The 19434-nt window shown below is 46.6% G+C and carries 19 protein-coding genes, 1 tRNA gene and 2 pseudogenes; 14 read left to right on the forward strand and 8 right to left on the reverse strand.

The genetic code is table 11. From position 1 onward, the window contains the following. Positions 1–30 precede the first annotated feature (30 nt). Complete coding sequence (gene selA, locus HQQ92_RS00820) at positions 31–1452, forward strand: L-seryl-tRNA(Sec) selenium transferase (RefSeq protein ID WP_173248530.1); 1422 nt, start codon at positions 31–33, stop codon at positions 1450–1452. Then, positions 1449–3296, forward strand: a pseudogene (gene selB, locus HQQ92_RS23985) (selenocysteine-specific translation elongation factor); the annotation flags it as partial. The gene selA and the pseudogene selB, both read left to right, overlap by 4 nt. Positions 3297–3365: 69 nt before the next feature. On the opposite strand, the gene HQQ92_RS00830 reads toward selB, so the two are convergent. Beyond that, positions 3366–3460 (reverse strand) — tRNA-Sec (locus HQQ92_RS00830). Positions 3461–3601: 141 nt separating this feature from the next. On the opposite strand from HQQ92_RS00830, the gene fdhD reads away from it, so the two are divergent. The 5 genes from fdhD to HQQ92_RS00855 all read left to right on the forward strand — a co-directional run bounded on the left by fdhD (position 3602) and on the right by HQQ92_RS00855 (position 7289). Next, positions 3602–4438 carry a formate dehydrogenase accessory sulfurtransferase FdhD gene (fdhD, locus tag HQQ92_RS00835; RefSeq protein ID WP_173242523.1) on the forward strand — a complete coding sequence of 279 codons (837 nt, stop codon included), beginning with the start codon at positions 3602–3604 and terminating at the stop codon, positions 4436–4438. 110 nt (positions 4439–4548) lie between these two features. Next, positions 4549–5763, forward strand: coding sequence for a selenium metabolism membrane protein YedE/FdhT (yedE, locus tag HQQ92_RS00840; protein WP_107946195.1), 1215 nt, complete (start codon positions 4549–4551; stop codon positions 5761–5763). After that, positions 5763–5996 (forward strand): sulfurtransferase-like selenium metabolism protein YedF, encoded by a 234-nt coding sequence (gene yedF / locus HQQ92_RS00845; protein ID WP_107946196.1) that lies wholly within the window; start codon positions 5763–5765, stop codon positions 5994–5996. The genes yedE and yedF overlap by 1 nt, the downstream gene beginning before the upstream one ends. A 10-nt stretch (positions 5997–6006) precedes the next feature. Beyond that, positions 6007–7044 (forward strand): YeeE/YedE family protein, encoded by a 1038-nt coding sequence (locus tag HQQ92_RS00850; RefSeq protein WP_173242525.1) that lies wholly within the window; start codon positions 6007–6009, stop codon positions 7042–7044. A 20-nt stretch (positions 7045–7064) separates the two neighbouring features. After that, the gene (locus tag HQQ92_RS00855; protein WP_107946198.1) at positions 7065–7289 is read left to right on the forward strand and encodes a sulfurtransferase TusA family protein; all 225 of its coding nucleotides are present in this window, start codon (positions 7065–7067) and stop codon (positions 7287–7289) included. Positions 7290–7334: 45 nt separating this feature from the next. Here the strand turns inward: HQQ92_RS00855 and HQQ92_RS00860 are convergent, their stop codons facing one another. Next, complete coding sequence (locus tag HQQ92_RS00860) at positions 7335–8663, reverse strand: M48 family metallopeptidase (protein ID WP_173242527.1); 1329 nt, start codon at positions 8661–8663, stop codon at positions 7335–7337. 451 nt (positions 8664–9114) lie between these two features. On the opposite strand from HQQ92_RS00860, the gene HQQ92_RS00865 reads away from it, so the two are divergent. From HQQ92_RS00865 to HQQ92_RS00880, 4 genes and pseudogenes are all read left to right on the forward strand, one after another. Continuing rightward, on the forward strand, positions 9115–9753 hold the full coding sequence (locus HQQ92_RS00865; protein ID WP_173242529.1) for an MliC family protein: 639 nt from the start codon (positions 9115–9117) through the stop codon (positions 9751–9753). 18 nt (positions 9754–9771) lie between these two features. Continuing rightward, on the forward strand, positions 9772–10194 hold the full coding sequence (locus HQQ92_RS00870) for a VOC family protein (protein ID WP_006083714.1): 423 nt from the start codon (positions 9772–9774) through the stop codon (positions 10192–10194). Positions 10195–10678: 484 nt separating this feature from the next. Next, on the forward strand, positions 10679–11983 hold the full coding sequence (locus tag HQQ92_RS00875; RefSeq protein ID WP_173242531.1) for a M23 family metallopeptidase: 1305 nt from the start codon (positions 10679–10681) through the stop codon (positions 11981–11983). A gap of 96 nt (positions 11984–12079) precedes the next feature. Further along, a pseudogene (locus HQQ92_RS00880) lies at positions 12080–12301 on the forward strand (VOC family protein); the annotation flags it as partial. Here the strand turns inward: HQQ92_RS00880 and HQQ92_RS00885 are convergent. Next, the gene (locus tag HQQ92_RS00885; RefSeq protein ID WP_105250958.1) at positions 12284–13279 is read right to left on the reverse strand and encodes a DUF481 domain-containing protein; all 996 of its coding nucleotides are present in this window, start codon (positions 13277–13279) and stop codon (positions 12284–12286) included. The pseudogene HQQ92_RS00880 and the gene HQQ92_RS00885 overlap by 18 nt on opposite strands. A gap of 138 nt (positions 13280–13417) precedes the next feature. Continuing rightward, positions 13418–14047: a DUF3157 family protein gene (locus HQQ92_RS00890; RefSeq protein WP_105250959.1), complete on the reverse strand. Its 630-nt coding sequence runs from the start codon at positions 14045–14047 to the stop codon at positions 13418–13420. 215 nt (positions 14048–14262) lie between these two features. On the opposite strand from HQQ92_RS00890, the gene HQQ92_RS00895 reads away from it, so the two are divergent. Then, complete coding sequence (locus tag HQQ92_RS00895; protein WP_105250960.1) at positions 14263–14655, forward strand: DUF1090 domain-containing protein; 393 nt, start codon at positions 14263–14265, stop codon at positions 14653–14655. A 26-nt stretch (positions 14656–14681) separates the two neighbouring features. Here the strand turns inward: HQQ92_RS00895 and HQQ92_RS00900 are convergent, their stop codons facing one another. Further along, positions 14682–15260 carry a hypothetical protein gene (locus HQQ92_RS00900; RefSeq protein ID WP_105250961.1) on the reverse strand — a complete coding sequence of 193 codons (579 nt, stop codon included), beginning with the start codon at positions 15258–15260 and terminating at the stop codon, positions 14682–14684. Between the two features lie 209 nt (positions 15261–15469). Between HQQ92_RS00900 and HQQ92_RS00905 the strand changes: the two genes are divergently transcribed. After that, the gene (locus HQQ92_RS00905; RefSeq protein WP_173242533.1) at positions 15470–16735 is read left to right on the forward strand and encodes a mechanosensitive ion channel family protein; all 1266 of its coding nucleotides are present in this window, start codon (positions 15470–15472) and stop codon (positions 16733–16735) included. Positions 16736–16771: 36 nt separating this feature from the next. Here the strand turns inward: HQQ92_RS00905 and HQQ92_RS00910 are convergent, their stop codons facing one another. Together HQQ92_RS00910 and HQQ92_RS00915 are read right to left on the reverse strand one after the other, a co-directional pair. Next, entirely contained in the window at positions 16772–17395 is a 624-nt protein-coding gene (locus HQQ92_RS00910) for a LysE family translocator (protein WP_173242535.1), read from the reverse strand. Positions 17396–17421: 26 nt separating this feature from the next. After that, positions 17422–17985 (reverse strand): lysophospholipid acyltransferase family protein, encoded by a 564-nt coding sequence (locus HQQ92_RS00915; RefSeq protein WP_113941259.1) that lies wholly within the window; start codon positions 17983–17985, stop codon positions 17422–17424. A gap of 133 nt (positions 17986–18118) precedes the next feature. On the opposite strand from HQQ92_RS00915, the gene HQQ92_RS00920 reads away from it, so the two are divergent. After that, positions 18119–18571 (forward strand): DUF4440 domain-containing protein, encoded by a 453-nt coding sequence (locus HQQ92_RS00920; protein WP_105250965.1) that lies wholly within the window; start codon positions 18119–18121, stop codon positions 18569–18571. Positions 18572–18610: 39 nt separating this feature from the next. On the opposite strand, the gene HQQ92_RS00925 is transcribed toward HQQ92_RS00920, so the two are convergent. Beyond that, positions 18611–19414, reverse strand: coding sequence for an NRDE family protein (locus HQQ92_RS00925; protein WP_173242537.1), 804 nt, complete (start codon positions 19412–19414; stop codon positions 18611–18613). Positions 19415–19434: the final 20 nt, after the last annotated feature.

Here is a 19434-nt window from a genome sequence, read left to right on the forward strand (position 1 = left end):
AATGGCAATAATATAAACAAAATGACACAGATGATGACCCAAGCACCTGAAACACTACAAGTTCTGTACCGAGCTTTGCCTTCAATGGATAGCCTACTTGCAGAGCCTAGTTTTGTGGTATTGCAGCAGTCCTACGGCAAAGCGGCAGTAAAGGCCGCACTGGATACCCAGTTAAAGGCGGCGCGCAGCTTAATCGGCCGCGAGCACTGTTTGCCGACATGGTGTGGCGAGCTTGCGCAATTGCACAGATGTTTGGTTGATCAACTGTCTAACGATTACAGCCACAGCTTAAAACCCGTGTGGAATCTCACTGGCACCATATTGCATACCAACCTTGGCCGAGCGCAGCAGTCAGAAGCGGCAATTCGAGCCGTGACTTCTGTTATGCGCTACCCAACACCGCTGGAGTTTGAGCTTGCGGCTGGTGAACGTGGTCACAGGGATAATGCGATCAGTGCTTTAATCCAGCGCTTAACGGGTGCCGAGGCTTGTTGTGTCGTGAATAACAATGCCGCAGCTGTGTTGTTGATGCTGTCAGCGGTGGCTGCGGGGAAAGAAGTCATAGTCTCCCGTGGTGAGTTGGTGGAAATTGGCGGCGCGTTTCGCATCCCTGACATTATGCGCCAAGCGGGTTGCACCTTAGTCGAGGTCGGCAGCACCAATCGGACTCACCTTAAGGATTATGAGCAGGCCATTACTGAAAATACCGCTGCGATAATGAAGGTCCACACCAGTAATTATCATATCAGTGGCTTTACTGCCGCAGTGGAGGAGGCAAGGCTGGGTCAGTTATGCCGTGAGCGTGGCATATCACTCATTTCGGATCTTGGTAGTGGTTCACTGACGGATCTGCGCCGCTTTGGTCTAAAGCAAGAACCTACGCCCCAAGCCATGCTAGTCGATGGGGTTGATCTAGTCAGTTTTTCCGGCGACAAACTATTGGGTGGCCCTCAGTCTGGTTTGATCGTTGGCAAACAGTCGCTGATTAAGAAGTTACAGAGTCATCCACTAAAGCGCGCCCTGCGTTGCGATAAGCTGATTTTGGCGGCGTTAGAAGCGACATTGATCCACTATCTTAACCCTGAAACCTTAGACATTGAGCTGCCTATTATGGCGAAATTTGCCCGTAGCCAAGAGACGTTATGGCAGATTGGTCGTCGCTTACAGCAAGCTTTGGTTCCACACTTTGAACCTTGTTATCGCATTGAGTTAGTCGAGTGCCAAACACAGGTCGGCAGTGGCTCGCAGCCCGATACTTTTTTACCCTCAGTGGCGTTGTGTTTTACCGCACTGAATGGCGGCAGTTTAAGCCTATTAGAGCAACATTTTAAGCAGGCGGCACGGCCTATCATAGGTCGCATGAGCCAAGACCAACTCAGGTTAGATCTGCGCGGTCTTGATAGTGAAGCCGAACTCCTCGCCGAGTTGAGCACTTTAGGTGTGCAGTTGTGATCATTGTTACTGCGGGTCATGTCGATCATGGCAAGAGTACGCTTATTCGCGCTTTGACTGGGATGAATACCGATCGTCTGCCGGAGGAAAAACGCCGTGGTATGACGATCGATCTTGGCTATGCGTTTATGCCACTTCGAGATGGTTCGCGGCTTGCTTTTATTGATGTGCCCGGCCACGAAAAATTTATCAACAACATGCTGGTGGGCGTGAGTCATGCTCGACACGCCCTGTTGGTGATGGCCTGTGACGATGGCGTAATGCCGCAAACCCGTGAGCATCTGCAAATTCTTGCGCTCTTACCGTTGCACAGTTTGACCTTAGTGCTAACTAAGCGGGATTTAGTTGATAGTGGCACGGCGGCACAGCTTGTCGCCGATGGGCTCACTTTGCTCGCCGAGTATGGCATTGAGGCCAGTGGTGTTTTTGAAGTGTCGGCGAATGGCACCGCCGACTTAGCATCTCATGGCGTGGCGGCGCTGAAGGCGCATATTCTTGATTTAGGTGAGCAAGAGTCAAAGCGGGCGGAGGATGCCAGCAGCTTTAGGATGACGCTCGATCGCGCCTTTAGTGTTAAAGGTGCGGGTTGTGTCGTGACTGGCACAGTGATCAGCGGCAGCGTATGTGTGGGGGATAGTCTTTTTAGCTCAGGGCAAAAGGCCAAACTCAGAGTGCGAGGCATACATTGTCAGGGACAAGAAGCACAAAGGGCTGTCACAGGTACACGCGTAGCACTCAATTTAACGGGTGTCGATAACCATAGGGAGCCAGAGCGTGGCGATTGGCTGAGCAGTTTGCCTCAAGCCGAGCTCTGTAGCCGCCCTGTAGTGCACATTCGAGCCTTCGATTTTTTAGGCCGTGATTCATTAGTGCATTGGCAAAATGTCCACTGTCACCATGGCGCCGATCATACTTTAGGTCGAGTTTCCCTTTTAAATGAAGCTGATGAAGAAGGCTTCTGTCTGGCTGAGTTGGTACTCGAAAAGCCACTACTCCTATGCCAAGACGATCGAATTGTCCTGCGACACATTGGAGGTAAACAGACTTTAGGTGCGGGGCGAGTGTTGGCGCTGAAAGTCCCTAATCGTAAGAAACGTACACCTGAACGAGTCGCGAGATTACTGCAATTAGCACGCTTGGATAATCCTGCCCATGTGGTGGCTTTACTCGGCCAAACTCAGGCGCTAGAGCTTGATGAAATCGCGTGGCGTTGGCAATTAACCGACGAAGGGCTGGCAATGCTGTTAGCCCAAGCGGGTTTAGTTCGTTTTGGGGCATTTGCTATAGCGACAAGTTTACTTGAGCAAGAAAAACAACAGTTTATTACTTTACTTAGCGAGTTCCATCAACAGCATCCCGACCAACTTGGGCTGGGACGTAATCGCCTGCAACGCATGAGCCATAGCGCTTTGCCGCCCGAATTAGCCAATAAAGTGCTCGACACGCTTTGCCAAGAGGGACGCATGGTATTGCGTGGCGCCCTGTTGCAATTGGCCGAGCACAAAATAGTGCTAGATGCTGAGGCGCAGCATTGTTGGCAGGCACTTGCGCCTTGGCTTGCCGAGCAAACCGCTCCTGTATGGGTCACCGAAATGGGCGAATACCTTGAGCTTGAACCTGCCAAATTAAGGTTGTTGTGTTTCCAGCTGGTGCAGCAGGGGTTTATTACTGCTGTGGTGAAGGACAGATATTTGCTCAGCGAGCAAATCTGTTACTACGCCAGCTTAGTACGTACTCATATTGCAGAACACGGCAAGCTCGAAACGGCAGAATTTAAAGATATGGTTGGGCTTGGGCGTAAGGTGAGTATTCAACTGCTTGAGTTCTTTGACAGAAGTGGTTTTACCCGTAGGAAGTATCGCAGTAATAGCCGAGAAGTTCGGGATGCGGAGTTGTTTTTTTCCCATGAGAATTGGCGGAAGAACATAGGAGTCGAACCTACCCAGGACTGCTGGCAGCCCTACCCGGATTTGAAATCCGGACGCCTCACCGGAGACGACGTTCTTCCAATAGAAGACCTAGTGATAGTAGAAAATGCGTAAAGATGATTCAAGGCGATTCTTATTTAGTTTATGGGTTTGTGATACAAGTCTTAAATTGTCATCAAACTAATTGTTTTTATTTGGTTTTATAGTTTTAAAGGGGCGCTATGGAATATCATTCACATGAAGTGGTGACAGAAAGAAACGTGATCTTGTTAGAACATGGGCACGCATCTGAGCTGACTGACTACTTAGCTAATGAAGTGCGGGTTGCACTGGTCTATAACGGCATAGCGCATACCGTGATGTTGGCGAGCCCTCAAGATTTAGAAGCCTTCGCTATTGGTTTTACGTTATCTGAACGTATCGTTTCCCATATCAATGATATCAAAGGGGTGGAGCTCGAGTTCACCAGTGAAGGTGTGTTGATCCAAGTGGAAATCAACCAACGATGCTTTATGGAACTCAAGCAGCAAAGGCGCAATATGGCAGGGCGCACAGGTTGTGGATTGTGCGGCATCGCCCAGCTCGAAGAGGCCGTCAAGCCTGTGATGCGGGTGGACTCAGATGCCAGATTCGATATCGAACACTTACAGGTTGCACTTGGGCAAATTCAAGATAATCAACAACATTTTAAGCTGACGGGCGCCACTCATGCGGCCATGGGGCTTAACCATCAAGGACAGATCATCGCCGCCTATGAGGATATAGGCAGGCATATCGCACTCGACAAGCTAATTGGTGCTTTTTGTGCCCACAATGTGGAGCGTCCAGTGGCTGTGTTACTCACCAGTCGCGCGAGTTTTGAGATGGTGCAAAAGGCCGCTAGTGCCAATATCCAAATTCTGTTTGCTATGTCCGCCGTGACTTCACTGGCGTTGGAATTAGCAGAGAAAAGCAATATCACGCTTATCGGTTTTTGCCGTAATGGCAGGGCAACGCTTTACACCCACGGTTATCGCCTGTTGGGGCAGCAGTGTGTCAGCTTAGCTAAAGCCATTTAAGCGTGAGGCCACTTGTGATTGAAGTTGTCGAACGACTTAAATCACTCTGGCACACAGGTTATAAGCGCATTGCGCTTATTTTTTATAGTCTCGTTCATTAGGGTAATGACATGACATGGCAACAATTTAAACAAGAATATTTAGTCCGTTTTTGGGCGCCTATGCCAGCGGTTATCGCTGCAGGTATCCTTTCTACTTACTATTTTGGTTTGACCGGAACCTTCTGGGCCGTTACTGGGGAATTCACTCGTTGGGGTGGTCATTTACTGCAGTTTTTAGGTGCAGAACCAGAAACTTGGGGTTATTTCAAAGTGATAGGTCTGCAGGGCTCTCCTCTAGATCGTATCGACGGCATGATGATTATCGGTATGTTTGGCGGTTGTATTGCTGCTGCGCTTTGGGCCAATAACGTCAAACTGCGTATGCCACAGAGCCGTATCCGTATTGCTCAGGCACTGATCGGCGGCATTATTGCTGGCTTTGGTGCCCGTTTAGCTATGGGTTGTAACCTTGCCGCCTTCTTCACGGGTATTCCGCAGTTCTCTTTACATGCTTGGTTCTTTGCTTTGGCGACTGCGGCAGGTTCTTACTTTGGTGCAAGATTTACCTTACTGCCGATGTTCCGTATTCCGATAAAACTGAAAAAGGTAAATAAAGCGACTTCAATCAAGCAGGACGAAAACCAAGCTAGACGTCGTTTCCGTATCGGTATGCTGGTGTTTGTAGGCATCGTCGGTTGGGGGTTATTGACTATGTTCAATGCGCCAAAACTCGGCATTGCTATGCTCTGTGGTGTTGGTTTTGGTTTATTAATCGAACGGGCCCAAATCTGTTTTACCTCAGCGTTCCGCGATATGTGGATCACTGGTCGTACTCACATGGCGAAGGCGATTATCTTAGGCATGGCGGTCAGTGCGATAGGCATTTACAGCTATGTGCAACTGGGTGTGCCACCTAAGATCATGTGGGCTGGCCCTAATGCGGTGATCGGCGGCTTATTGTTTGGTTTTGGTATTGTACTGGCTGGTGGTTGTGAAACGGGTTGGATGTATCGTGCAGTCGAAGGTCAAGTGCATTTCTGGTGGGTGGGCTTAGGTAACGTGTTGGGTTCAACCTTATTGGCGTATTACTGGGATGATATCGCTCAGCCATTAGCAACGAACTGGGACAAAGTTAATTTACTGACCAGCTTTGGCGATAAAGGCGGATTATTGCTGACCTATGTGCTGCTGGGGCTCTCCTTTGGCGCTATGTTGCTGTGGGAAAAACGTTTCTTTGCCCGTAAGGCGAAGCGTGATGAACAATTGCTAGCGGAGGCGGCGTAATGGCTCAATATATTCCAGATTATCAACTCGATATGGTGGGTGAACCTTGCCCTTATCCCGCAGTGGCTACCCTTGAGGCTATGCCAAAGTTAAAGCCCGGTGAAATTCTCGAGGTGATTAGTGACTGCCCGCAGTCTATTAACAACATTCCCCTCGACGCTAAAAATCATGGTTATAAAGTGCTGGAAATTGAGCAGAATGGTCCGACTATTCGTTATCTGATCCAGCGTTGAGGATAGGACTATGTTGACTATTCTCAGTGGCTTAGGTATTGGCTTAGCCATGGGATTTGTGATGCAAAGGGGTAGATTTTGTATGGCGGGCGGGCTTCGCGATACCTATCTGCAACGGGACTTTACCATGGTGATCGCTATTTTGATTGCCATCAGCATCCAAAGTCTAGGGCTGTTCCTGTTTTACGAATGGGGTTGGGTTAAATTGCCAGAAGGGCATTTCCCTTGGTTGGCAACCTTAGTCGGTGGTGTATTGTTTGGTGTGGGTATGGCAGCAGCGGGAAGCTGCTCCACTGGCGCCTATTACCGCGCTGCCGAAGGGTTGGCTGCCAGTGTGATGGCCGTTCTCGGTTTTATTGCTGCCAGTAAATTAGTGCGTCTCGATGAGTTGAAAGGTCTACTTAAACCTTTTAAGCAGCATCAACTTGAGGACCAAACGCTCTATCAAACTCTGGGCGTTTCCCCTTGGGTGATCGTGCTTGTCCTCGTATTACTCACATTGTGGTTGGCATTGGGTTATCTCAAACGCCGCAAACGTCCGGTTGCACTGATGGCACCCCGTAAAACGGGTTTAGCTCATTGGTTGTTTGAAGCGCGCTGGCATCCATTTGTAAGTGCTTTGCTGATTGGTTTACTGGCGCTACTTGCATGGCCTGCAAGTCTTGAAAGTGGCCGTGTAGGCAGTGTTGGGATCAGTGGCCCGAGTGCGCAGTTATGGGATCTTGTCACCACAGGTAACACTAAGTTCTTTAGTTGGCCTGGGTATTTTCTCTTGGGATTATTTATAGGCGCCTTTATCGCTGCCCAGGGCAGTGCTGAGCAGCGCTGGCGCTACCCAGGTCATAAAGTGGTGTTATTTGGGTTTGTTGGTGGCCTGTTGATGGGCGTGGGGAGCGGGCTTGCCGGAGGTTGCATGCTTGGTAATGCGCTCGTTGGCACGGCTTATTTGTCGTGGCAAGGCTGGCTATTTATCCCTGCTATTTTATTTGGCAGTTGGTGCTTTAACTATTTTGCGCTACTGAGGCCAATGCGTCTTGCGCAGATTTAACGTTTATAAAGGAGCTGTATATGGAACAGTATCTCGACACAACGGGTAAGCTATGCCCTTTTCCTTTAATTGAGTTACAACGCTTAATTGCGAGTCTTGAGACTGGCGATAAAGTGGTACTGGATTACGATTGTGGCCAAGCAACTGAGAATATTCCCCGCTGGGCGGCTGAAGCCGGGCATGAGGTGACCCACTTTGCCCAGAAGGGCGATGCTGCTTGGACTATGACGATTCAAAAGGGCTAACTCGTCCTCAACTAAAAAGCGCTGCATTTGCAGCGCTTTTTGATCTTAGCCTTGGCAATCTACTGGCAGATATTCATCCGGAATACCGTTGCTGCTGCAAACCCAAGTGATATTATTTTGCTCATCAACTTGAGGCGATAGATAGACTTCATAGCCTTGATAATCCCCGAGTGCTTCGCTTCCTATAAAACCGACTATGCCATCTGTGTACAGATTAAATGTCGCAATCTGCTCGTCCGTGAGTCCAAGCACATCCAATTCGGTTGGCCAAGCTTTGTTGGTTTGATAGTAACCGACTAAGATGTCAGTGATCGGTGCCAGTGCTTGATGTTGCTGGTCGATACTGTCAATGGCCAGTGCCGCATCGGGTACATTCAATGCTGCTGGTGTGGCTTCGGTCGTGGTTGGCGCCTCATAACTCGTGGCGGCACCCATCTTCTCTTGATAGTCCTTATACGCTGGCAACGCGACAGCTGCAGCAATACCAATAATCGCAGCGAAGATTATCAATCCACCGCCCGCTGTGCCTAAACGTGGCATAAAGAAGCTGAGTAAATAGGCCCATGCACTGCGTGATGGCGGTGCATATTCCACTCCTTGTGCTTTGGCTTGGACTCTCGCCATGCGCTTGGTCAACCAAGGATAGCTGCCATTAAGCTCGTGCAGCGACATCCAAAAACCACTCGACTCACTGGCTTGGCGGATATATTGATCCACATTCATACGTTTCCATTGCTCGACACCAGCGGCTAACACAGCAACGGCATTTGTGGCTGAACGTAAGCTGTTGCAGCAACGTAATCCGTGGAGATCGCAGGTATATTCACAGGCGCGAGAATAAGCCGCACCGACTAAAGGTAACCAAGTGGCGAAGACTAAGAAGGGCGCTTTACCTATATGATTGCGGCGAATATGGCCTAACTCGTGGCCGATATAGAAGTTGAGCGCATCTTTATCTGACTCAAGCGCATCCACAATCGATGAAAACAGCACTATATAGTTGCGACCGAGGAAGCGTGTCGCCAGTGCGTTTAACATGCCATCGGCTGCCAATAAGTAAGCGCGTGGTGGCTCGCGTATTTCTAAACGTTCGCAACACGCTAAATATTGTTTATGTAATTCAGGAAACTGCTCTGCATTGATTTCGACAGCCGTGCCTTTTAAGTAGCTGATAAAGGCGGAGTGGCTAAAGAGATAAATAATAAAAAACATCAACACATAGAGCAGCGCCATGCCAAAAGTGCCTATGATCAATGCCGCCCAGACGATCCCAGAAATAATAGCTAACAGAGTGAACAGCGATTTTTCCTTCGAATAGACAATATCTGTCATTTGAATGGGATTCTCGTTCCCTGCGGTAATAACTTGTTCCATGTTGATCCTTTTCCTTGTGAAGAGACAAACGGCGTGAAAGTAGTCAATTTTACTCGAAAATTCAACCACTATCGCGTGCAAAGCAAAAAATTAACCGTTTTGTCATTAGTTTAATCAGCTATGCACAAATTGTAGTAGGTCGATTTCGTCAAGATTTTGTGGCTTTTTAGCGTTAAAGAGTCCGATTATGCAGGCGGACACAGGTTGGTAAGTGGCTCTTAGTCTCTGGGCATTTTCCTCGCAGCGCACTAGAATTAGGTGTTTTCGCAGCATATTGGCTGAGGGTTAAGTCTTAAGTTAGAACCGAGATAAAAGTAAATTACATTACTATGAGTGCACTTTAAGGCATGGTTCTTCAAGGCATAGTGCTTTGAGTCAGGCTCGGTTAAGCCTATATAGGGTTAGCTATGGCAAGCGTTGAAACAAACCACAGAAATACAAAGGAATTGAGATGGCTAAGTTAACAAATAAGATGATAAGTAATCGATTGGGTTTCAAATGGTACTGTGCCGCAGGCGTGATGGTTAGCGCGTTAAGTGCGGGAGTAATGGCGGCTAATGCACCTTCTTTTGACTGCACGAAAGTGAATGCTGGCAGTATTGAAGACATGGTCTGTAAGGATGCGGGGCTGAACCAACTTGATAATCAGTTAGCTAAGGTCTATAGCCAAGCGCTTGAAAAAGCGAAGAATGAACAACCTCCTACTTTAAAGGCGATGCAACGTGGTTGGGTGAAAGGCCGTAATGAATGCTGGAAGAGCGACGATAAGCACGCGTGTATTGAATCTAGCTATCAAACCCGCATTGCCGAACTGCAGGCACAATATCGTTTAGTCGACATGGCCGGCCCAGTGTTTTATGCCTGTGACGGCAATCCAGCTAACGAAGTAGTGGTGACTTATTTTAAAACCGAACCTGCCACCCTGATTGCTGAACATGGTGATAGTACTTCATTAATGTTTGTGCAACCCAGCGGCAGCGGCGCTAAGTATCAAGGCCGCAATGAAAGCCTATGGGAACATCAAAGCGAAGCGAAAGTGGTTTGGGGCTACGAAGCACCAGAAATGACCTGTAAACTGGTGACCAAATAGGATTGATTTAAGGTCGCCATGAAACAAGCTCTCGTGCATATCGCCTTAGTCGTAAGAGATTACGATGAGGCGATTGATTTTTATGTGAATAAATTAAAATTCGAATTAGTCGAAGACACTTATCAAGCCGAGCAAGATAAGCGCTGGGTCGTTGTTGCCCCACCGGGTTCTAAGGGCGCTTCTATCTTGTTAGCGCGTGCGTCTAAGCCTGAGCAGTTCGATTTTATCGGTAATCAGGCGGGTGGGCGGGTGTTTTTATTTTTAAATACCGATGACTTTTGGCGTGATTATCGCCGTATGGTCGCCGATGGCGTGGAGTTTGCGCGCGAGCCGCAAGAACAAGACTATGGCACAGTCGCTGTGTTTAAAGATCTCTACGGTAACTTATGGGATTTACTGCAATTGAACCCGAATCATGTCATGGCTAAGCGAATGAGTTAAGATTCAGTATTTCGTATGAATTACCGCGCAAGCTATTTAATGGGGTCAAACACTGGGAATACTCTTTGTGTTTTACCTCTGTTAAGTTCGTTTAAAATTCTCAGTTATTGATCATTTTTATTGGGAATTCACTGTAAATTTCAATTTATTCTTGTGGAACGGATAGATTTTATAATGGATCGGCCAATGCCATTATGTTTTTATTCAAAATTAAATATCTATCGAATAAATTATTCTTTGGTTTTTATAATTACCCATTCACTTTTTTCGTACTTTAGTATTTAACTCACATTTAAATTAATGAGCGTCAGTTTTTGTTGACAGTTTTATACGTCACTTATTTGCATAGGCGATTATTGTCACTTAGCTTCTTTAATGTTCTCTAGCTATAAAAATTTAGTTGTGAATATCATTACGTCTAAAGCAAGCTGGCATTTGAAAATAATATTTAATCTGAGTGACTTACTAAAGGAATCTGATAAGTATGAATTTTTTTAAAATACGTTGCACGGCATTATGGATAGGCCGCGCGTTAAGTGTCTCCGCGATAATAGCGTTACCATCGTTCGCATCTGATATGCCAACCAGTCAGTATCATATTGATGCAGAAGAAATGAAAATGGTAGATATGCCTAGTGTGTTACTGCCATTTAATAATCTGATGTTTTTATATGGCGTAGATGCATCGCAGTTTGATTTAGCTGACTTTATTTACGTCAATGTTCCTAATTTAATCGATAAAGAAGAGGCGATTACGCATTGGGCTGGATATTATAGTATTAACCCCAAAGTCATACTGACTTTGATGGAAATGCAATCTCAGTTAATTTCGTCTCCGACAGCTGAAGCGCTTAACCGACCTTTGGGAACATTATCGGATAAACAGGGTTTTGAGGAACAACTCCAAGATGTATTGGCTCAGCTATCACAACGTTTTTATGCCTATGAAGAGTCTCAATTAAAAGGCCTATACCCGCCAAGCACCGACGCAGTTAATGCATCGAGTTTTGCATTATTGGCTTTGTTAAACGGTCGTAGGATAGAGCAACAGCAACAGCAACATGCCGTTATGACGGGTGAGCACGCTTTGGGATTGGCCCCATTTATTGAGCAGTTTAGATTATTATTTGGCAATACTGAACGTGAGTTGTTAATGAGTTCAGTTGCTAAAAATCCGCTTGTAGCTGATTCAACTCAGTCGATGCAACAAGTCGTCCCATTGGCGAATATTACCGCGAGTAGTCTGCCACCCAGTAACATGCTGCAAATGCCTTGGCGACAGGGATATTCATGGCAATCCAATGGTGCTCATTCGCATACTGGGTCTGGCTATCCGCTATCATCAATCGATGTATCCTACGATTGGCCACAATGGGGGAGTCCGACTTATTCGGTTGCTTCCGCACATGCTGGGACTGTCAATGTGTTGTCTCGCTGCCAAGTACGGGTGACAAATGCTAACGGTTGGGCGACTAACTATTATCATATGGATCAAATTACAGTGCGTAATGGTCAATATGTAAACCAGAATACCGTGATGGGCATTTATGCAAATAATAAAAATGCAGCCTTGTGTGAAGGTGGGAGTTCAACTGGGCCACATTTGCATTTTTCTTTATTAAAGGATGGGCGCCATGTGTCGTTGCAAGATGTACATTTGGGACAATATAGAATCAACATTGGTAGTTACAACTATGACAATAACTGTAGTCGTTTCAATCTGTTTGATGTAAGTAACAATCGTACAATGTGCGCTTGGGCGCCGCTGTATAATGCTGGAAGTCTCTAATCAATGATAGAAAGCCCCTCAATCGAGGGGCTGATATAATGCGAGGAAAACCGTTGCTCGCTAAGCTAGCTGAATCCTCAAATTGTTTGGATATCCCTGTTTAAATTCTTGAATACCGGTGGTTTTTGGCGGGATTGTCAACGTATGGTCGCCGATGGCGTGGAGTTTGCGCGCGAGCCGCAAGAACAAGACTATGGCACAGTCGCTGTGTTTAAAGATCTCTACGGTAACTTATGGGATTTACTGCAATTGAATGATGAACATCCTATGGCTCACAGGTTAGCGTATCGGGAGCCAGGATTAGAAGTTAACCCCTAATCCTAAGGTGTAGCTGGTATCTCTCGTATTGCCTATCACTGTTTTAGTGTCATTGAAGTCATATTTAAATGACAAATAAATCCGCTGAGTTAGCAGATATTTAAGTCCTACTGTCGAGTTTGAGATGTAATCAATCGAAGGCATATCTGGGAAGGCAATTTGCAGATCGGCATAGGACTCTAAAATGCCACCAAACCAATATTGTTTATAGTTAAGTGAGGCCGCCCAAGCATTTAGTTCTAGTTTAAAGGACTGTTGTTCAAGCCAAAAATGGTTGTAGGTTACGACGAAGTCTAATTTATCGCGCCCAGCACCCCAAAAGCGATAACCAGGACCGAGCCCCGCATAATAACTATGGCTATCGATGCCGAGTTTATCTTCTTCATAAAAATCTTCCTGACGTAACAGCCAATGCTCATTGAGCAGATAGTCTAATGAATAATGTCCTTCGAGGGTGTTGCGCTTAGTCACGTCATCTTCGGTTTCGTAGCGCACTTCGGTCTTGATATTATGTCGCCATTGCAAGGTTTCCGCTGTGATATCGCCTTTGATATGTAGCTTCTGACTATTTTTCTTGTTTTTGGTGACATCAAGTGTGGTTTCTACACTACCGTTAAAATTCCAATCTGAGTTTGCATAGTGCTGCGAGAATCTCAACTCACTCACGGGAGTGTGCTGGTTATTAATTAATACCATGCCATGTTCATTAGAGGCTTGAATACTTATGTCCTGTATGGAACGACTGACACTCCAAGGTCTAGTATCTGTGACTTCGAGGCTGAGAATGGCACTGCGTTGAATGGTAATTTTAGGGGTATAACTGGTGTTGATGATGAGATTTTGATCGTTAAACTCTTTAATTTCACCGCTAATTTTATCGCCATTGAGCAAAAAAACTGTGTCGGCATAACACAAGGGGCTGACACTACAGAGCGTAGCAACAAGGTACAATGCTGGATTGGATATCAGATTATGCATCTTGCTCGTGGGCTCAAAATAAAGGGAGAGTAAGTGTTGTCATTCTACTCGAACACAGGCTCTACAAAGCAATAACATTTGATAAAAGTGTTGATAAGGGATTGAAAACGGGTTCGCAATCCCTTACTTCTTTGCCTGTTAGCGTGAGTTAATTTCGGTTATTTTGAGGTTAATGAGCTGCTTCTGCCATTGGGATTTATCTATGCCTTCGACCCAAATGACGCTGCTTTTACGCTGTTCGCCTTTGCGTAGATAGGTCTCAGGCATGCGGAAAATGGCTTCCCACACTTCGAGTTTTTCGGTTTTGAGCAAAGTACCATTATCGGCGAAGAAGCTAGCTTCAACTTCAACTAAGGTAACGTGTTCATTGCTGGTGCTGGCGAGATCGAAGCTGAGTCCGAGTTTGTCGCCTTTCCATTGACCTTCAGCAAAGCTGACTTTGATCCCATCTTTTGCCGTTGAGCCTAATAGCTCAGGTTGGGTAATCGCAGTGGCGGTCAAGGTGGTGACTGGCGCAGCAACAGTTTGAGTGGTAACTGCGGCACTTGGGACACTGGCAATATTGCTCGATGCACTTGCTACGGCTGCAGTGGCTAAGGCATTGGGCGCTGCTTTGGTTTCAGTGATCACGTATTCCCAGGTAAAGTCGTCTTTGAGTCTGACTTGGGCGCCATTTTCTAGGGTGATATTGGCTACGTCGGCCGCCATAACCGATGATGTTAGCAATAACAATGAGCTAAGTGCGCTAAGGCGTAATGAAGTGTGCATTAATTTTCTGGCTCCGATATCCGTCTGAGTCAATATTCTGCCCTAACATAAACAATTTGCCGCATGTTAGTCACTGTCTAAGTCGTGTTTTGATGAATAAAGTGGATTAATGGCGAGATTTTAACGCTAGTACAGATTGAGCTAGCTGACTGTGGCACTATTAGATAGGTGTACATGAGCGGTATGCTCAATGAATAAAGTAACAGGAGATTAAGATGCAGATGAAACATGGAATTTATGGCTTAGTGATTGGATTGGCATTTAGCACTGTCACTTTGGCTGCTGAAGCACCGAAAGTGGGTTGCGCGGCGAAATTAGATGCCATTAGTGCCGAACTTGCCCAAGCAAAAGCGGCAGGTAATAAGCATAAAGTCGCGGGACTTGAAAAGGCCTATGACGAAGTTTCAACCCATTGCGACGATGATAGCTTATACGCCGAGCGAGTCGCTAAAGTTGAGGCTTTAGAGGAAAAACTCACCGAGCGCCAAAACGAATTGGCCAAAGCCATAGAAGAAGGTCGTTCTATGGATAAAATCAACAAGAAACGCAATAAAGTCGCCGAAGTCGAGGCTGATCTTGCTAAGGCGCGAGCCGAGCTAACGCAATAAATAGCTCAAGCCCAATCGCTAGGAGCTTAGCCCGCGTAACCTATGCTTAAAATAGTGGATTCTGTGCTGGAGTTATAACCGGCACTCAGTATGAAGTGCTCAGTGATTCGATATCTTAACCCAGCTTCTGCGCCCCAACGGGTCGTTTTATCTTCTTCCCATGTGGGTTTGCCATCGACAATTTTGGGTGAAATGTTATTCGTGTAAGATACTGTGCTGATATAGCCACTGCCGCCGGCATAAAAGCTTAAATCTGCCGTTAAGCTGTAGCTTAAGCCTAAGCGGAAGAGGCTTTCTTGGCGATAGGATTCCGCGGGTTCTGGCACGATAATATCGGTTTCACGACTGCGGGCATAGCCTAGGTAATAACCCCATTGTTGGTAATTATTATCGAAATGATAGGGGGCGATTGTAATGCCATAGAGATTATCTGTGGCGGGAATATAATCGAGCATAAGGGCGATATAAGGTGCATTGGCAGTTTCGTCTGATTTATCTGGCCTAACTAATTGCTTAGAAGTGCTATATTCGGCCGCTTGAAGCGGTTGGCATAGGCTCAGGAGTCCAATGCTAAGACAGGCTAGCGTATATGAATGACGACACATGGGATGGTTTCCTTAGGGATAGGGGAAATATTGTTCATTTTCCTGTGTGCGGGGTCAATTCAAAATGCTAAAATCTCTTTTAAAATAAGTATTTGTAAATATTTTGTGTTTTGATTTGAGTGTTTTCTAGGGTGGCATTTAACCGAGGTCAACTCGGCAGTTACCTTTGTATGGGTTTGTTGCGCTAGCGCCTACGTTGGAGTGAAATTGTGGATCAGGAAATAAGGCTCGAAATTTCGGCATGGTTAGCGGGCTTTGGGATTGATAGCCAACCCTCTGATGGAATATCGACCACAGTTATGGTCATTGCTTGCTTACTGTTAGCGAGCATCGCTTATTTTATTGTCCGACGCGTGGTGATTCGTGCGGTGAATATGGTGATCCTGCGCTCTAAGGCGACGTGGGACGATGTATTCATGCGTTATAAGGTACTTGAAAAGCTGGCCATGCTTGTGCCCGCTATCGTACTTAATCTATTGGTGCCAATCGCGCTGACTGAGCATCCACTGCTAAGCGGGCTAGTCGACCGATTACTGAGTATTTGGTTAGTGGTGCTGATTATCCGCGCTATGTATGCAGGTATGGATGCGGTTGATGAAATTTCAGATGTGAATCTGGTGAGTCGGCGCTTGCCTGTTAAGAGTTTCGTACAGTTAACTAAGCTATTTTTATTCTTTGTTGGGATTATCGTTTCTATCTCAATCTTGGCCGATCAATCACCTGTGTACTTCCTCAGCGGCTTAGGTGTGGCAACGGGTTTTGTGATGTTAGTGTTCCGCGACACTATCTTAGGTTTTGTGGCGGGCATTCAGTTAGCGGCTAACCGTATGGTGAGTAAAGGCGACTGGATCCAGATGGATAAATACGGCGCCGACGGTGCGGTAGAAGAAGTCTCGCTGACCACAGTGAAAGTGCGCAACTGGGACAAAACCATCACTATGATCCCTGCATATGCCTTAGTGTCGGATGCGTTTCGCAACTGGCGGGGTATGTCTGAGTCGGGCGGTCGCAGGATCAAACGCGCGATCAATATCGATATCAACAGCATAAAGTTTTTGACCGAGGAAGAGCGCGAACGTCTTAGTAAGATCAATTGCTTAAAAGAATATTTTCCCGCAAAAATAAACGAAATTCGTGAGTCGAATGCCAGAGTGTCGGATCTCGATATGAAAGTGAACGGCCGCCATTTGACTAACGTCGGCACTTTCCGCGCTTATCTGCAGGAATACCTACAGCGTCACGATAAAGTCCACAAGGAAATGACCTTAATGGTACGCCAATTAGCGCCGACCACTGAAGGGTTACCGATTGAGATTTATATCTTCACCAATGATACTCGTTGGGCATTTTATGAGGCGATACAAGCGGATATCTTCGACCATGTTTTTGCAATATTGCCTGAGTTTGGTCTGCAGGCGTTCCAAGCGCCCACCGGCAATGACATTCGCAGTTTAAAGTCTGTTAAGGTCGACTAGTTTGATGACTGTCGATGACTGTCGATGATTATCGATTTAGTTTCGAGAGACAAGAATCGCGGCTAAGGTGATAAATACACCGCCGCTGGTTCTGTCAAACCAATGCAGCTTGTTGCTCGCCTTTAGGCTGGGCGCAAGTACATTGGCCATGCAGGCATAAATCATCACAAAGCTAAAATCCACCACGGCCCAAGTGACTGCAAGAATGGTCAGTTGCGGTAATTGCGGCGCGGCAAGATTGAGAAATTGCGGAAACAAGGCGGCAAAAAACAGTAAATCCTTCGGATTACTGATCCCCACTAGAAACGCCTGTTTATAAAGCTGCCAAGGCGTACCTTTGCCCTCTGACGGGCTAACTTCAAGGGTTTGACCTTGGTTTTTCGTCAATAACAGCTTAATACCTAAAAATACTAAATAGGCTGCGCCGCACCATTTGAGCAGGGTAAAACCGTATTCTGAGGCGCTAATAATCGCCCCCAATCCTGCCGCTGACGCCATCATTAAGATTAAAGCGGCGCTAACACTGCCAAGGCCTGTGGCTATGCTACGCATCTTGCCGAAGTGGATCCCATGGGACATAGATAACATAGCGATAGGGCCGGGTGAAATCCCAATCAATACAATGGCAAATAAATAGAGTAACCAGGTTTCGGGTTGCATATTTGCTGCTCTAAATGGAATAAATGTTAATGTTTAGCACTCGCTATAAAATCAGGGATCACCTTGGGATGACGGCCTTTAATGGTGCGATAGAAGCTCAAAATCTCTTGCATGTCGGTCACGATATCGTCACTGGGTTGCAGTGGTGTGCGGATAACGACAGTGCGGCGGCTAAAGTCTAAGCCAACGGGAGTGATGGGTACTTGGGCCTTGCTGGCGATATGATAAAAGCCGCACTTCCAGCGCGTCACTGGGCCGCGGGTGCCTTCTGGCGCTAGCGCTAACTTGTAATCGGATTTTGACTCAAACAGCTGCACGGCGGCATCGACTAAGTTGTTGTTCTTGCGCCGATCCACCGGACTGCCGCCAATGGCGCGGAAAAACCAGCCCCAAGGCGGGATAAAGAGTTGGTGTTTGCCGAGAAAGTGAATGCGGATACCTAGGGCGCCACGGGCTAAAATGCCGACAATGAAGTCCCAGTTACTAGTGTGCGGTGCAACTATGATGATGTATTTAGCACAGTCGGGCAGTTGGCCTTCTATCTGCCAGCCTGAAGTTTTAAGTAGCCAACGGCAAAGTGGTGTAAACATAGTTCGGTGCCCAGAGTCGAAAAATTAATAATATCATCAGCTTTTTTAGATTTTAAACTGGCTTAAACAAGATAGTCTGTACTGAATTCGGTATAGTACAGTTTAACCTGATTGATTGTGGGGGAACGATACTATGTTGAAAAATGGACTATTAAACAAGGTTATCTGGCAGCGTGTTTTTGCGGCACTGTTACTCCTGCTGACTTGTCATGTTAATGCGGTGCCGACGGATGAGATTACGCAGATGCTCAAAGGCCAAGAAGACGCCTGGAATCGCGGTGATCTCGATGCTTATATGCAAGGCTATTGGAAGAGTGATCAACTGCGTTTTGTCTCTAATGGTAAGTTTCGTTTTGGCTGGGAAGAAACTCTCGCTGCCTATAAGAAAAATTATCCAAATAAAGAAGCGCTTGGTGAACTGAAGTTTACTATCAAAGAAATCAAAATGCTCAGTAATTACGCCGCTATGGTTGTTGGGCGCTGGGATTTACGGCGGATAAAAGATGCCCCAACGGGCGTGTTTACTCTGTTGATTGAAAAAATCGACGATCGTTGGGTGATCACCATGGACCACAGTTCAGATTAAACCGTGTCCTTTGCACTCAGTGTTGCACTGCAGTTCAAATTAGATTTGCGATAATAAACAGTCTGGTTTGGTGGGCGGCTCGGCAGGCAGAGTTAAATGGAAATCCTGCTGTCCAAGCTGTCTACCTTTGCCATCGTATCTCACTTCGGTGAAATGCATACCGCCCTCAGCATCTTCGAGCAGAATGCTGGTGGAGCGGGTGCCATAGTCGGGGTGACGAATATAAATCGCAGCTAAACGCCGTTCCCACTCGATCCCTACTCCCGTATTAGGCAGCTCATTATCTTGCGGCTGGGAATCGTCTTTCATTAGTTGTAACAGTACTTGCACTTCTATACTGCTGGACTGGCTGATTGCCGCTTCTAACGCCTGCTGTCCCTTCGCCATTTTCGGCCAAATATCATCGAGTGCACCATTGCTAATGGCATGAAATCCATCGGCAAGTTTTACTGTGTCTTTATTGATACTGTTAAAACAATATAAGTCAGTACCTTGGCCGAAGATGAGATTGAACGGCTGATAATTGTCGCTATGTTCAACGAGCCAATTAGGGCACACGAGCGACCCTGAGTTGAGCGTCATAGTAATCAGCTCGCCACGACTACGCATGGCTTCAGGGTTCTTTTGCGGAACGCGCAGATTGGTTACGCCTGCGATTTGTCCTTGTTTATTGATGCCAAACCAAGTGCCACTGGCCTGCAGATCTTTACCCGCGAGTATGTTTTCTTCCGGCGGCCAAAAATGCGCTGGCGCAGTTGGTCTATGATGAAACTCATCGCGGTTGGCACAGATGATTAAGGGATACTTAGGATGGGCATTAATGGCGACAAATAGTATGCACATAGCAGGCTAAATTAATCCAA

This window comes from Shewanella sp. DC2-4 (assembly GCF_013248875.1).
GTDB classification, from domain to species: domain Bacteria; phylum Pseudomonadota; class Gammaproteobacteria; order Enterobacterales; family Shewanellaceae; genus Shewanella; species Shewanella oncorhynchi.

What these genes read in the sequence shown, in the direction of transcription:
- selA (WP_173248530.1), top strand. Translation starts at nt 31, where the DNA reads ATGATGACCCAAGCACCTGAAACACTACAAGTTCTGTACCGAGCTTTG.
- fdhD (WP_173242523.1), top strand. Translation starts at nt 3,602, where the DNA reads ATGGAATATCATTCACATGAAGTGGTGACAGAAAGAAACGTGATCTTG.
- yedE (WP_107946195.1), top strand. Translation starts at nt 4,549, where the DNA reads ATGACATGGCAACAATTTAAACAAGAATATTTAGTCCGTTTTTGGGCG.
- yedF (WP_107946196.1), top strand. Translation starts at nt 5,763, where the DNA reads ATGGCTCAATATATTCCAGATTATCAACTCGATATGGTGGGTGAACCT.
- HQQ92_RS00850 (WP_173242525.1), top strand. Translation starts at nt 6,007, where the DNA reads ATGTTGACTATTCTCAGTGGCTTAGGTATTGGCTTAGCCATGGGATTT.
- HQQ92_RS00855 (WP_107946198.1), top strand. Translation starts at nt 7,065, where the DNA reads ATGGAACAGTATCTCGACACAACGGGTAAGCTATGCCCTTTTCCTTTA.
- HQQ92_RS00860 (WP_173242527.1), bottom strand. Translation starts at nt 8,663, where the DNA reads ATGGAACAAGTTATTACCGCAGGGAACGAGAATCCCATTCAAATGACA.
- HQQ92_RS00865 (WP_173242529.1), top strand. Translation starts at nt 9,115, where the DNA reads ATGGCTAAGTTAACAAATAAGATGATAAGTAATCGATTGGGTTTCAAA.
- HQQ92_RS00870 (WP_006083714.1), top strand. Translation starts at nt 9,772, where the DNA reads ATGAAACAAGCTCTCGTGCATATCGCCTTAGTCGTAAGAGATTACGAT.
- HQQ92_RS00875 (WP_173242531.1), top strand. Translation starts at nt 10,679, where the DNA reads ATGAATTTTTTTAAAATACGTTGCACGGCATTATGGATAGGCCGCGCG.
- HQQ92_RS00885 (WP_105250958.1), bottom strand. Translation starts at nt 13,279, where the DNA reads ATGCATAATCTGATATCCAATCCAGCATTGTACCTTGTTGCTACGCTC.
- HQQ92_RS00890 (WP_105250959.1), bottom strand. Translation starts at nt 14,047, where the DNA reads ATGCACACTTCATTACGCCTTAGCGCACTTAGCTCATTGTTATTGCTA.
- HQQ92_RS00895 (WP_105250960.1), top strand. Translation starts at nt 14,263, where the DNA reads ATGCAGATGAAACATGGAATTTATGGCTTAGTGATTGGATTGGCATTT.
- HQQ92_RS00900 (WP_105250961.1), bottom strand. Translation starts at nt 15,260, where the DNA reads ATGTGTCGTCATTCATATACGCTAGCCTGTCTTAGCATTGGACTCCTG.
- HQQ92_RS00910 (WP_173242535.1), bottom strand. Translation starts at nt 17,395, where the DNA reads ATGCAACCCGAAACCTGGTTACTCTATTTATTTGCCATTGTATTGATT.
- HQQ92_RS00915 (WP_113941259.1), bottom strand. Translation starts at nt 17,985, where the DNA reads ATGTTTACACCACTTTGCCGTTGGCTACTTAAAACTTCAGGCTGGCAG.
- HQQ92_RS00920 (WP_105250965.1), top strand. Translation starts at nt 18,119, where the DNA reads ATGTTGAAAAATGGACTATTAAACAAGGTTATCTGGCAGCGTGTTTTT.
- HQQ92_RS00925 (WP_173242537.1), bottom strand. Translation starts at nt 19,414, where the DNA reads ATGTGCATACTATTTGTCGCCATTAATGCCCATCCTAAGTATCCCTTA.